We start from the raw sequence: 12,587 nt of genomic DNA, 5'->3' as shown, positions 1-12,587 counted from the left end.
GGGGGTGATTCGTCCACGCGTCCACGCGCGTTTTTGGGGGGGGGGGGCCCCCCTGGGGGGGGGGGGGCCCGGTGCCGCACCCCCACCCCGCTGCTTCGCAGCGACCCTCCCCACAAGGGGAAGGGTAAAACTTACGCCGCCAGCAACGACTTCAGCTTTACCCCCTGCGATCCCAGCGCCTCCGGCGCCGGCCTGGCCCGTTTGGCGATCAGCATCTCGGCCAGCCTGATGTCGCGCGCCACGGCATTGCCCGTACCGAGGCCGCTCGCCGCCACCAGCCTGCCATCCTCGGCCAGATGAAACAGAATAAAAGCACCGTCGCCGAGATCGCGGCGGACCGTGCTTTTGCCCTCGTCCGAAAGGCCGGCGATCTGCAGCGACAAACCATACTGATCCGACCAGAACCATGGCACCGCGGCATGCGCTTCGCGGGCGCCCAGCATGTTCTTCGCGGCCAGCGCACCCTGTTCCTGCGCATTGCGCCAGGCTTCCAGCCGCACCCGCCGGCCAGCATAGACAGCGAGCGGAAACGAGCAGCAATCGCCGGCGGCGAAGATGTCGGGATCGATTGTTTGGAGTTCGCCATTGACGGCGATGCCGTTATCGACGGTCAGGCCCGCTTCCGCGGCAAGCCCGGTCACCGGCACGGCGCCGATGCCGATGACGGTGAGATCGGCGACGATGTCCTGCCCATCGGCGAGCATGATGTGCACCTCAGCGCCGTCGTCGGCGATATCAGCGATGCCCTGACCGGTGAGCACGGTCACGCCTTCGGCCTCATGCGCCTGATGGATGATTTCAGCGATCTCCGCCGGCACCCCGCGCATGAGGATGCGCGGCTGCGCCTCAATGACCGTGACGCTGGCCCCGAGCTTGCGCGCCGAAGCGGCGAGCTCCAGGCCGATAAAGCCACCACCAATGATGGCGATGCGGTTTGCCGGGCTGAGGTGGGCGCGAATGGCCAGCGCGTCGGCAAAGGTGCGGAGGTAGACGCAGCGCGACCCCAATCCCGGCATCGGCAGCTTGCGCGGTGTCGAGCCGGTCGCCAGCAGCAGCTTGTCGTAGGGCAGGGCCGAACCGTCCGACAGCCGCACCATATGCGCCGGGCGGTCGATCGCCACCGCTTGAACGGAATGGATATGCCGGATCGATTTCTCGGCCAGAATTTCGTCGCTGGCGATCGTCTTGATCTCGGCCGCGTCGCTCGTCATTGCGTCCTTGGACAGGGGCGGCCGCTCATAGGGCAGATGGGGTTCGTCACCCACCAGCGTCACCGGCCCGTCATAGCCCAGTTCGCGCAGAGCAAGGGCTGCCCGCCCGCCGCACTCGCCGGCGCCAATGATGACCATTCCCGCCTGCATGGTCCTACCCGATCTGGATCAGCACTTTGCCGGCCTCGACCTTTATCGGATACGTGGCGAGATTGACGCAAACCGGCGCGCCGCGTGCCGCCCCCGTCTTGTAATTGAAGCGGCCATTATGCTTGGGGCACTCGATGATGTCATCCATCACCAGCCCGTCGGCCAGATGCACCTTTTCGTGCGTGCACAGGCCATCGGTGGCGAAGTAGTCGTCATCGGGGCTGCGATAGATGGCGAAGGTGCGGCCGCCATGATCGAAGCGCATCACATCTTCTTCGTCGATGTCGCCGGCAGCACAGGCCTCGACCCAGTCGCTCATTTTTTCTCTCCCAAAGCAATTCCAGGAAAAGTGCGTAGCGGTTTTCCGTCCGGAATTGCGTCAAAACAAACAGTCTAACAGGATCGTCATTCCGCCGCGGCGGCGACGGCGTCGTTGTGGAGTTCCTCGCGATAGGGCCGCGCCGTCGGCGGCAATTCGCGCTTGAGGAAATAGTCCTCGTTGCGCAGCTGGCGCAAAAAGGCCGGGATCATCTCGCGATAGCCGGCCAGGATCGACGGCGTCGGCGCCGGCAGATCGTGCTTGATCAGCGCATGCAGTTTGGGCAGCGCATGATAGGGCACCATCGGGAACATGTGGTGTTCGACGTGATAGTTCATGTTCCAGTAGATGAACCGGCTGACCGGGTTCATGTAGACGGTGCGGCTGTTCAGCCGGTGGTCGACGACATTTTCGGCGAGCCCGCCATGCTGCAGCAGGCCGACCATGACATGATGCCAGGCGCCGTAGAGCCGGGGCAGCCCGACCAGCATCAGCGGCAGCCATGAACCGAAATAAAGCGCCAGCGCGATCGTCACGGCATAGATCGCCGTCCAGATGCGGGCGATGCGAATGGCCTTAGGCTGCTCCTGTTCGGGGATAAAAGTCTTTTCCGCCGCGCTGATATTGCCGGCGGCAATGCGCAGCATGTCCGACATCGCATGCCAGGCATCCAGCACGCCGATAAAGCCAAGCGCGACCCGGAACAGATCCGGCGGCCGCATGACGGAGATTTCCGGGTCGCGGCCGACGATGATGGTGTCGGTGTGGTGGCGGGTGTGGCTCCAGCGCCAGGTCACCGGATTGCGCATGATCATGAAGCAGGCGATCTGGTAAACCGCGTCGTTCATCCACTGGGTGCGGAAGGCGGTGCCATGGCCGCATTCGTGCCAGCGTGAATCGGTGGACGAGCCGTAGAGCACGCCATAGACGAAGAAGAACGGCACGCACCACCAGCTGCCCCAGAACCAGGCGCCGCCGGCGGCACTCAGGATCAGCGCGGCGAGCCAGATCGTGGTGTCGCGGATCGCCGGCCCGTCGGAGCGCTGCATCAGCTCCTTCATCTGCTTGCGCGGTATATCGGTGTGATACCACTCGGCCGCCGCCAGCCCGTTCTCGACGGCGAGCTTGGAATCGCGGCCGATCAGGCTGTAGTCGCGCCGGGACGGTGGTGTGGATAGTGTCGCTTCCATAGGGGCTGCCTCCGTCGGCCACAGCATCCGTCAGGACGGATATGTCCATTACAGGCGGTTATGTCCGAGCGCAAAATAGCGCCATGCGGTGATAGTCTCAATATCACAAAGATAGTTTCTATCATTTTCCATCAGAACGATGTAAGCAGTTGCAGGCACTCATGCGGGACAGTCATGGCAAAACGCCCAACCATCACCGATCTGGCGCGCATCTCCGGCGTCAGCGTCGCCACTGTCGACAGGGTGCTGAACAACCGGCTGCCGGTGCGCGAGGAAACCGCGCGCCGCGTCTATGAGGCGGCGACCGGCATCGGCTACCACGCCGCCGGGCTGATCAAGCGGCGCATGCGCCAGGAATTGCCGGAATTCCGCCTCGGCTTTCTGCTGCTGCGAGGCAATGATGTTTTTTACGGCGATTTCGCGAGGGAGCTAGAAATGGCGGTCTCGCAATCGCAGCGCTTCCGCGGCGTCGCCACCATCGATTTCGCCAGCTCGCTAGCCGCCGACGAGATCGCCGCCCAGATGCGCAAGCTGGCAGCGAAATCCAGAGCAATCGCCGTTGTCGGTCCGGACCATCCGACGCTGACGGCGGTCGTGGAGTCGCTGAAAGCGAGGGGGCAACCTGTCTTCTCGCTGCTGTCCGACTTTGCCGCTGGCATCCGTGAGGGATATGTCGGCCTCGACAATCGCAAGGTCGGTCGCACCGCGGCCTGGATGATCGCCAGGGCGGCAAAGAACCCCGGCAAGGTCGCCCTTTTCGTCGGCAGTCATCGCTTCCACGGCCATGAACTGCGCGAGATCGGATTTCGCTCCTTCTTCCGCGAACATGCGCCGGACTTCACGGTGATGGAAACGCTGGTCAATCTGGAAGCCAACCAGGTCACCCACGATGCGATGATCGATCTCCTGGTGCGGTATCCGGATCTTGCCGGCTGCTATGTCGCCGGCGGCGGCATGGAAGGCGCGGTCTCGGCGCTGCGCGCAGCGAAGCCCGCAAACATGCCGGTGGTCGTCTGCAACGAGATCAACGCCGAATCGCGCGCGGCACTCGCCGACAACATCCTGACAATGGTGATCTCGACGCCGCTCGCCGCCTTGTGCCGCGAGCTTGTCGACCTGATGGCGCATTCCATCGAGGCCGGCGCCGCCAACGCGCCGGGCCAGACCTTTCTGCCCTTCGACATCTATCTGCCGGAAAATATCTAACGCGTTGCCGCGCCGACCCGTTCGGCGTGGGCTCTCCGGCGATGATAGAATCTATCAGATTCCGCCTTCAGACTCGGCCTGGGCCGCTGTCGGCCTTGATTCGGCGTGAAATTGCGGCGCGGCGACCGAAAATCCGCTTTCCGACTTAGGAATCGCTCTTGACGTCTCGCGAAAAAATGGAATAAATATTTCATCAGATTGGTATTTTGGTTCTTTCGTTCCGGAACATCTGTTTCAAACTGGGAGCCTGGCGTTCCATCCCTTGGACAAAACGCCATACGGAACAGGAAGGCATCAGGGAGCGATTCCTCGGGCTATCGGGGATTCCGGGTAGATCGGTGCAGCCGGACACCAATGTGGAGGAGAAACACAATGAAGAAACTGATTTTGGGCGTCGCCTTTGCGGCGCTGATGAGTTCGTCCGCTTTTGCCGCCAAGGTCGGCGTGTCGATGGCCAAGTTCGACGACAACTTCCTCACCGTGCTGCGCAACGGCATGATCGAGCAGGCCAAGGGCATGAGCGGCGTGGAACTGCAGGTCGAGGACGCGCAGAACGACGTCGCCAAGCAGCTCGACCAGATCAAGAACTTCGCCGCCTCGGGCGTCGACGCCATCATCGTCAACCCGGTCGATACCTCGGCCACGCAGGCGATGTCGGACGCCGCCGCAGCCGCCAAGATCCCGTTGGTCTATGTCAACCGCCAGCCGGTCAATGTCGACACGCTGCCGGACAACCAGGCCTTCGTCGCGTCGAACGAGGCCGATTCCGGCACGCTCGAGACCAAGGAAGTCTGCCGCCTGTTCACCGAGGCCGGCAAGAAGGAAGCCAATGTCTATGTCATCATGGGCGAGCTTTCCAACCAGGCCGCCGTGCAGCGCACCAAGGACATCGAAGAGGTGATCGCCACGCCGGAGTGCAGCTTCATCAAGATCATCGACAAGCAGACTTCGAACTGGAACCGCGACGAAGCGCAGAACCTGATGACCAACTGGCTGTCAACCGGCAAGCCGTTCGACGGCGTCATCGCCAACAATGACGAAAGCGCCATCGGCGCCATCCAGGCGATGAAGGCCGCCAACATCGACATGAAGACGGTCGTCGTCGGCGGTGTCGACGCCACGCAGGACGCGCTTGCCGCCATGCAGGCCGGCGACCTCGATGCCACCGTGTTCCAGGATGCGGCCGGCCAGGGCGCCGGCGCTCTGGACGCAGCGCTGAAGCTCGCCAAGGGCGAGAAGGTCGAGCACAAGGTCTACGTGCCCTTCCAACTCGTGACGCCAGCCAACATCGACAAGTTCCTGAAGAAGAACTGAGCCGGCGACTCGTTCGACTAACGGAGCGGCGCATCAATCGCGCCGCTCCCGTTTCCCTCACCGCCCTTACGTGCGGGAGGGCAAATGCCGCCTCACGGAGGACAGACATGTCACAGACATCTCATGGCGTCGGCGGGGTCAGCTATGACGCGAAGAGGCGGACATGGCCGGCCGAATTCAACGTCTTCCTGGCGCTGGTCATTCTGGTCGTCATCTTCGAAATGATCGGCCGCATCTTTCTTGGCGACAGCTTCCTGTTCAACACGCGCGACAACGTCGCCGGGATCTTCAATGAGGCCCGCCTGCAGATCATCATCCTGCAGGTGTCGATCGTCGGCATCATCGCCATCGGCGTCACGCAGGTGATCATTTGCGGCGGCATCGACTTGTCCTCGGGCTCGATCGTCGGCGCCACCGCCATGATCGCCATGAGTTTTGCCCAGGTGGCGACGGTCAACGGCAACCCCAACCCCAAGGCGATGTTCCTGGCGCAAGGCTGGACCGACCTGCCGGTCATCGTGCCGGTACTAGTCGCCATCGGCTGTGGTCTGCTCGCCGGTCTCGTCAACGGCTCGTTGATTGCATACACGCGCATTCCGCCGTTCATCGCCACGCTCGGCATGATGGTGACCGCGCGCGGCATTGCCAAATGGTGGTCCAAGGGTCAGCCGATCTCGTTTCCGACCGAAAGTTTCGCTGGTATCGGCAAGGGCCTGATGCCGGTCATCATCTTCCTGTCGCTGGCGGTGCTGTTCCAGCTGATCATGACCTACACACGCTACGGCAAGCACTGCTACGCCATCGGCTCCAACGAGGATGCCGCGCGCATGTCGGGCATCAAGATCGCCAACCACAAGATCCTCGTCTATGTCATTGCCGGCATCCTCGCCGCGCTGGCCGCCGTCGTGCTCTCCTCCAAGAACCTGACAGCACAGTCCGGCATGGGCGTCATGTACGAGCTCGACGCCATCGCCATGGCGGTCATCGGCGGCGTCTCTTTGTCGGGCGGCCGCGGCTCGATCGTCGGCACCGTGATCGGCTCGCTGATCTTCGGCGTCATCATTTCCGGCTTCACCTTCCTGCGCCTCGACGCCTACTATCAGGAGATGGTCAAGGGCGTGATCATCGTCGGCGCGGTCGTTCTCGACCAATGGCGCCAGCGCATGCGGGCATTGAGGGCTTGACCATGCCAGATATCTCCACGACAGACATCGTCCTGAAGACCGAAAACCTGACCAAACGCTATGGCGGCGTCCATGCGCTGGAAGGCGCGAATTTCGAGCTGCGCAAGGGCGAGCATGTCGCCATCATGGGCGACAATGGCGCCGGCAAATCCACCTTCGTGCGCCAGATCACCGCCGTCGAGCAGCGCACCAGCGGCCAGATCTGGTTCGACGGCAGGGAAGTGAATTTTGCCGGGCCGATCGAAGCGCGCACGGCGGGCATCGAGACCGTGTTCCAGAACCTGGCGCTGGCCGACGATCTCGACGTGCCGTCGAACCTGTTCCTCGGCCGCGAAAAGGTGCTTTTCAATCTCGGCCCGTTCTCGATCCTCGACCGCAAATACATGCGCAAGGCGACCGAGGCGGCGCTGATCCGCACGGCAGTGAAAATCCCCAATTTGTCCAACACCATTCGCCACATGTCGGGCGGCCAGCGCCAGTGCGTTGCGATCGCCCGGACCGCGACCTTCGCCTCCAAGCTGATCATCATGGACGAGCCGACGGCAGCCCTTGGCGTGCAGGAGACGGCGCAGGTCGAGAACATCATCCGCACGCTGAAGGACAATGGCGAGCCGCTGATCCTGATCAGCCACAACATGCGCCAGGTGTTCGACCTGTGCGACCGCATCGTCGTCTTCCGGCGCGGCCGCATCGTCGCCAACCTGCGCAAGGAAAACACCGACGGCAACGACATCGTCTCCTACATCACCGGCGCCAAGACCGGGGAGGCGGAACTCGCGGCCTGAACAGGATGGTCATCCTGTTTTCTGGCGTGCTCGAAAAATTATCTTGCCACCTTTCTCAAAAGGAAGGTGGAGACACAACTCTCTCGAACCCATCCCCCTAGAGGAAATACCCATGACTGTTCGTTTCGCTCTCCTCGGCGCCGGCCGCATCGGCAAGGTCCATGCCCGCGCCGTCGGCTCCAACCCGCAGGCCAGACTGGTGGCCGTTGCCGATGCCTTTGAGAAGGCGGCGACCGAACTGGCGACCGCCTATGGCGCCGAAGTGCGCACCATCGACGCGATCGAGAAGGCCAAGGACATCGACGCCGTGGTCATCTGCACGCCGACCGACACCCATGCCGATCTGATCGAGCGTTTCGCCAAGGCCGGCAAGGCGATCTTCTGCGAGAAGCCGATCGACCTCGACGTCAAGCGCGTCGAGAAGTGCTTGGCTGTGGTCGACAAGGCCAAGGCGACGCTGATGGTCGGCTTCAACCGCCGCTTCGATCCGCATTTCGCCGCCGTGCGCAAGGCGATCGACGACGGCGCCATCGGTACTGTCGAGATGGTCACCATCACCTCGCGCGATCCGGGCGCGCCGCCGGTCGATTACATCAAGCGCTCGGGCGGCATTTTTCGCGACATGACCATCCACGATTTCGACATGGCGCGCTTCCTGCTCGGCGAAGAGGTGGTCGCGGTCAGCGCCCATGCCTCGGTTCTGGTCGACAAGAAGATCGGTGAGGCCGGCGATTTCGATTCGGTCAGCGTCATCCTCGAAACCGCGTCCGGCAAGCAGGCCGTCATCTCCAATTCGCGCCGCGCCACCTATGGCTACGACCAGCGCATCGAGGTGCATGGCTCCAAGGGCATGGTCGCCGCCGAGAACCAGCGGCCGGTGTCGATCGAGGTCGCCAATGAGAAGGGCTATACGCGCCCGCCGCTGCACGACTTCTTCATGACCCGCTATCTCGACGCCTACGCCATCGAGATTGCCGCTTTCATCACTGCTGCAACCTCGGGCAAGAAGGCATCGCCGAGCGGCGCCGACGGCCTCGTGGCGCTGAAGCTGGCCGATGCCGCGCTGAAGTCGGCGACATCAGGCAAGACCGTCCGTCTCGACAAGTAAGAACCGGAACCAAGGCACAGGAGCAGAGCGATGAGCACATCCGCCGATCGCAATTCGAAGACGCGCGCCATCGTCACCGGCGGCGCGCAAGGCATCGGCTTTGCCGTCGCCGAAGCGCTGGCCGACGAGGGCTGCAAAGCGCTGGCGCTCATCGGCCGCTCGCAGGAGAAGGGCGACAAGGCGGTCGCCCACTTCAAGAAGGCCGGCGTCGATGCGATCTTCATCAGCGCCGACGTCTCGAAAGTGGCGGACTGCAAGCGCGCGGTGGCAACCGCGATCTCGCATTTCGACACCATCAACGCGCTGGTCAACGCCGCCGCCACGTCCGCGCGTGGTTCACTTGTCGAAACTTCGGAAGAGGTGTTCGACCAGATTTTCCACACCAATGTGCGTGGTCCCTTCTTCCTGATGCAGGGCGTGGTGGCCCATCTCCTGGACAAGAAGGCGCCGGGCTCGATCGTCAACGTGCTGTCGATGTCGGCACATTGCGGCCAGTCGTTCCTTGCGCCCTATTCCTCGAGCAAGGGCGCGCTGGCGACGCTGACCAAGAACGTCGCCAACGCCCATCGTTTCAACCGCATCCGCTGCAACGCCGTGCTGCCGGGCTGGATGGACACCGAGGGCGAGGACATCGTGCAGAAGAAATGGCACGGTGCCTCCGACGACTGGCTGGCAAAGGCAGAGGCCGGCCAGCCCATGGGCCAACTGGTGAAGCCCGACCAACTGGCGCGGCTGATCAGCTACATGGCCAGCCCGCAATCCGGTGTCATGACCGGCTCGCTGGTCGACTACGACCAGAACGTCGCGGGGACCTCGCCGGAGTAGCTTCAAACCCTGTTGCAGCAACATCGCCATTCCCAGATAGTCATGATAGTCAGGCTAGTCACGAGGGATGCGATGCTAACGTCATCCAAAGACACCAACTGGACGGTTGCCGGGGCAAAAGCCCGGCTCTCCGAGGTCATCGAGCGCGCACAGTCCTCGCCGCAGACGATCACCAAGAACGGCAAACCAAGCGTGGTTGTCGTCTCGGCCGAGGAATGGCAGCGCAAGATCGCACGCAAGGGTACGCTTGCCGAGTTCCTGCTGGACTCGCCGCTGCGCGGCGCCGATCTCGAGCTTGAACGTCAGCGCGACGAACCGCGTGACCTGCCGCAGTGAGACTGCTGCTCGACACGAACGTCCTGTCCGAGGTGACGAGGCCAGCGCCTGACGCACGTGTCCTGGGCTGGCTGGACGAGCTTGATGAGGACCGCTCCTCATCAGCGTAGTGTCGATCGCCGAGATCCGGCGCGGCGTCTCTCTGATGGATGAGGGCCGCAAACGCGAGGCGCTGGCCGAATGGCTCGCCCGGGACCTGCCCCAGCGCTTCGAACAGCGGGTTTTGCCGGTGAACGATGCGGTTGCCTTGGCCTGGGGCGACCTGATGGGGTCTTGCGAAGCGCCGCGGTCGTGGTCTGTCGTCGATGGACGGCCTGATCGCAGCCACTGCGATTGCGCACGAGCTCACCTTGGCAACGCGCAATACGAAACATTTCGAAGGCTTAGGGCTTGAACTCTTCGATCCCTGGACCGCATGAGCCGCTCCGCGTTATACGTGTTGGCGATTGGCGAACCGCCGGCACTTCGTCATCCACGGGCGGAGCAAGGAGCGTGGCGACGCAGCGCAGACCCGAGGATCCATGCCGCGACTTCAGAGCGCTGCTACGGTCCAGAATTCTGCTCCGCCGCACTCCACGGCCCAGGTCACGGAATGGATCCCAGGGTCTCCGCGACGGAGCTTCGCTCCTGCTCCGCCCTGGGATGACGAAATCGCGAGGATTCGGCCCATCCCGAATTGTCTCCGCATACCCCACGTGACAAGCGCCTCGGCATCGACTATATGAGCCTCATGATCAACCTGACCGCCTCGTATTGGTACTTTAGCAGCTCGCTGGCGGCGGGAGGATTGCGCTCGATCTGAAGATTGCAGCAACAAGTCCGAACAGCCGCCAGACCTGGCGGCTTTTTTGTATCAGCCGGCAGGTCTCCTAAAAACAGGAGCAGAAAGCCGTGTTGACCACCACAGACGATCTTCGGGTCAAGGAAATCCGAGAATTGAGTACGCCGGACGAGGTGATGCGGGAGATCCCGCGCACGCTGACGGCAACGCGCACCGTGAGCGCATCACGCAACGCCACCCATGCCATCTTGAACGGCACCGACGACCGGCTGCTTGTCATCGTCGGCCCGTGTTCGATCCACGACCCGGTCGCGGCCGTTGACTATGCCAGCCGGCTAGTGGCGCTGCGCGAGACCCTGTCCGACCGGTTGGAGATCGTCATGCGGGTCTATTTCGAAAAGCCGCGCACGACTGTCGGCTGGAAGGGCCTTATCAACGATCCCGATCTCGACGGCAGCTTCAACATCGACAAGGGGCTGCGGATGGCGCGCAACGTGCTGTCGGCGGTCAACAATCTCGGCCTGCCCTCGGCCACCGAATTTCTCGACATGACGACGCCGCAATACATTGCCGACCTCGTCGCCTGGGGCGCCATCGGCGCGCGCACCACCGAGAGCCAGATCCACCGCGAACTGGCTTCCGGCCTGTCCTGCCCGGTCGGCTTCAAGAACGGCACCGACGGCAATCTCAGGATCGCCGCCGAGGCGGTGAAATCCGCCGCCCAGCCGCATCATTTCATGGCAGTGACCAAGGGCGGACGCAGCGGCATTGCGACTACTACCGGCAATGAGGACTGCCACGTCATCCTGCGCGGCGGCGTTCAGCCGAATTACGATGCGGCGAGCGTCGAGGCGGCCTCGGTCGAACTTGCCCGCATCGGCGTCGCCCCCCGTCTGATGATCGATGTCAGCCACGCCAACTCGAGCAAGAAGCCGGAGAACCAGCCGAAGGTGGCGGCCGATGTCGCCGGCCAGGTGGCAGCAGGGGACGAGCGTATCATCGGCGTCATGATCGAGAGCAATCTCGTCGCCGGCCGGCAGGACGTGGTATCAGGCAAGCCGCTCGTCTATGGCCAGAGCATCACAGATGGCTGCATCGATTGGGCGACCACAGAGACGGTGCTGCACGGCCTCGCCGGCGCCGTAGAATGGCGCCGCTCAGCCCGCCGCGCCATGATGGAGAACCGGTCGGGCGCCGCCTGATACGAGGCGATGCGCGGGAAGGACGCTGCGGCTCCCCTTGCACCTCGGCAACCGGTCTGCTAAATACTGAACCATATGGTTCAGTATACCGACTTGGATTCCTCGTTCGCCGCGCTCTCGGACGCCACCCGGCGTGGCGTTCTGGAGCAGCTCGGACGCGCAGACGCTTCGATCACCGAGCTTGCCGGAAAGTTCCACATGACCCTCACGGGCATGAAGAAGCACGTCGGCGTCCTGGAGCAGGCGGGGCTCGTCACCACGCAGAAGGTTGGCCGCGTGCGGACCTGCAAGCTCGGCCTGCGCGGACTGGAGGAAGAGGCGGCCTGGATCGAGCGGCACCGCCTGCTCTGGGACGCACGCTTCAACGAGTTGGACAAGGTTGTCGAGGAATTGAAACGGAAGGAGAAAGCCGATGCGCCAAAGAACCGAGAGTGAGCCCACGAACAGCCGCACCACGGTCGAACGGAAGTCCGAACGCGAGCTGGTCGTCACGCGAACAGTCAACGGTCCGGCGCGCATCGTCTTCGAGGCGTGGACCAAGCCCGAGCTGTTCAAGCAGTGGTGGGTGCCGAAGTCGATGGGCATGTTCCTGCGTTCATGTGAGATGGATGCTCGTACCGGAGGCACGTACCGCCTGGTGTTCGGCCACGACGCCTCCGACCTTCACGAATTCTTCGGCAGGTATATCGAAGTGACACCCCACTCACGCCTCGTCTGGACCAATGAGGAAGGTGGTGACGGTGGACCCGTCACCACGCTGACCTTCGAGGAAAAGGGTGGCAAGACGCTGCTGGTCATGCACGAACTCTATCCCTCGAAGGAGGCTCTCGACGCGGCCGGTACCGGGGCGGCGGATGCGATGGGCGAGACGTTCGAGCAATTGGACGAGCTTCTCGTCGTCTTGGGCGAGGGCGTGAGGCGGTCATGACGTCATCGGTCTCGCGGACGGGGTAGCTGCCGCCCTCGACGACGAAAA

Annotated in this window: 13 protein-coding genes and 1 pseudogene; 11 read left to right on the top strand and 3 right to left on the bottom strand. The window is 63.0% G+C overall.

Annotated features, from left to right (window positions below; translation table 11 throughout):
- Positions 1 to 131: 131 nt before the first annotated feature.
- The 3 genes from NKH35_RS26660 to NKH35_RS26650 all read right to left on the bottom strand — a co-directional run bounded on the left by NKH35_RS26660 (position 132) and on the right by NKH35_RS26650 (position 2,870).
- Positions 132 to 1,349 carry an NAD(P)/FAD-dependent oxidoreductase gene (locus NKH35_RS26660; protein WP_352671945.1) on the bottom strand — a complete coding sequence of 406 codons (1,218 nt, stop codon included), beginning with the start codon at positions 1,347 to 1,349 and terminating at the stop codon, positions 132 to 134.
- Between the two features lie 16 nt (positions 1,350 to 1,365).
- Entirely contained in the window at positions 1,366 to 1,680 is a 315-nt protein-coding gene (locus NKH35_RS26655) for a MocE family 2Fe-2S type ferredoxin (RefSeq protein ID WP_352671947.1), read from the bottom strand.
- 86 nt (positions 1,681 to 1,766) lie between these two features.
- Entirely contained in the window at positions 1,767 to 2,870 is a 1,104-nt protein-coding gene (locus NKH35_RS26650) for a fatty acid desaturase family protein (RefSeq protein ID WP_352916924.1), read from the bottom strand.
- A gap of 174 nt (positions 2,871 to 3,044) precedes the next feature.
- On the opposite strand from NKH35_RS26650, the gene NKH35_RS26645 reads away from it, so the two are divergent.
- From NKH35_RS26645 to NKH35_RS26595, 11 genes and pseudogenes are all read left to right on the top strand, one after another.
- Complete coding sequence (locus NKH35_RS26645) at positions 3,045 to 4,076, top strand: LacI family DNA-binding transcriptional regulator (protein ID WP_352916922.1); 1,032 nt, start codon at positions 3,045 to 3,047, stop codon at positions 4,074 to 4,076.
- A gap of 372 nt (positions 4,077 to 4,448) precedes the next feature.
- Positions 4,449 to 5,390, top strand: a complete 942-nt coding sequence (locus tag NKH35_RS26640) for a sugar ABC transporter substrate-binding protein (protein WP_023684065.1) — start codon at positions 4,449 to 4,451, stop codon at positions 5,388 to 5,390.
- 107 nt (positions 5,391 to 5,497) lie between these two features.
- Positions 5,498 to 6,574, top strand: a complete 1,077-nt coding sequence (locus tag NKH35_RS26635; RefSeq protein ID WP_023687413.1) for an ABC transporter permease — start codon at positions 5,498 to 5,500, stop codon at positions 6,572 to 6,574.
- A gap of 2 nt (positions 6,575 to 6,576) precedes the next feature.
- Entirely contained in the window at positions 6,577 to 7,359 is a 783-nt protein-coding gene (locus NKH35_RS26630; RefSeq protein ID WP_027049093.1) for an ATP-binding cassette domain-containing protein, read from the top strand.
- A gap of 112 nt (positions 7,360 to 7,471) precedes the next feature.
- Positions 7,472 to 8,467 carry an inositol 2-dehydrogenase gene (iolG, locus tag NKH35_RS26625; RefSeq protein WP_352916920.1) on the top strand — a complete coding sequence of 332 codons (996 nt, stop codon included), beginning with the start codon at positions 7,472 to 7,474 and terminating at the stop codon, positions 8,465 to 8,467.
- Positions 8,468 to 8,497: 30 nt separating this feature from the next.
- Positions 8,498 to 9,292: an SDR family oxidoreductase gene (locus NKH35_RS26620; protein ID WP_352916918.1), complete on the top strand. Its 795-nt coding sequence runs from the start codon at positions 8,498 to 8,500 to the stop codon at positions 9,290 to 9,292.
- A 72-nt stretch (positions 9,293 to 9,364) separates the two neighbouring features.
- Positions 9,365 to 9,628, top strand: coding sequence for a type II toxin-antitoxin system Phd/YefM family antitoxin (locus tag NKH35_RS26615; RefSeq protein ID WP_023694635.1), 264 nt, complete (start codon positions 9,365 to 9,367; stop codon positions 9,626 to 9,628).
- A pseudogene (locus NKH35_RS26610) lies at positions 9,625 to 10,047 on the top strand (type II toxin-antitoxin system VapC family toxin). Before NKH35_RS26615 ends, NKH35_RS26610 begins: the two are co-directional and overlap by 4 nt.
- A 472-nt stretch (positions 10,048 to 10,519) precedes the next feature.
- Entirely contained in the window at positions 10,520 to 11,611 is a 1,092-nt protein-coding gene (locus tag NKH35_RS26605; RefSeq protein WP_023728858.1) for a 3-deoxy-7-phosphoheptulonate synthase, read from the top strand.
- 75 nt (positions 11,612 to 11,686) lie between these two features.
- Positions 11,687 to 12,046 carry an ArsR/SmtB family transcription factor gene (locus NKH35_RS26600; protein WP_023672338.1) on the top strand — a complete coding sequence of 120 codons (360 nt, stop codon included), beginning with the start codon at positions 11,687 to 11,689 and terminating at the stop codon, positions 12,044 to 12,046.
- Positions 12,024 to 12,539, top strand: coding sequence for an SRPBCC domain-containing protein (locus tag NKH35_RS26595; protein WP_023672339.1), 516 nt, complete (start codon positions 12,024 to 12,026; stop codon positions 12,537 to 12,539). The genes NKH35_RS26600 and NKH35_RS26595 overlap by 23 nt, the downstream gene beginning before the upstream one ends.
- Positions 12,540 to 12,587: the final 48 nt, after the last annotated feature.

This window comes from Mesorhizobium sp. M1143 (genome assembly GCF_040318435.1).
Taxonomy (GTDB): Bacteria; Pseudomonadota; Alphaproteobacteria; order Rhizobiales; family Rhizobiaceae; genus Mesorhizobium.
Note: the sequence above shows the minus strand (reverse complement) of the source record. Positions and strands in the feature narration are given on the sequence as shown.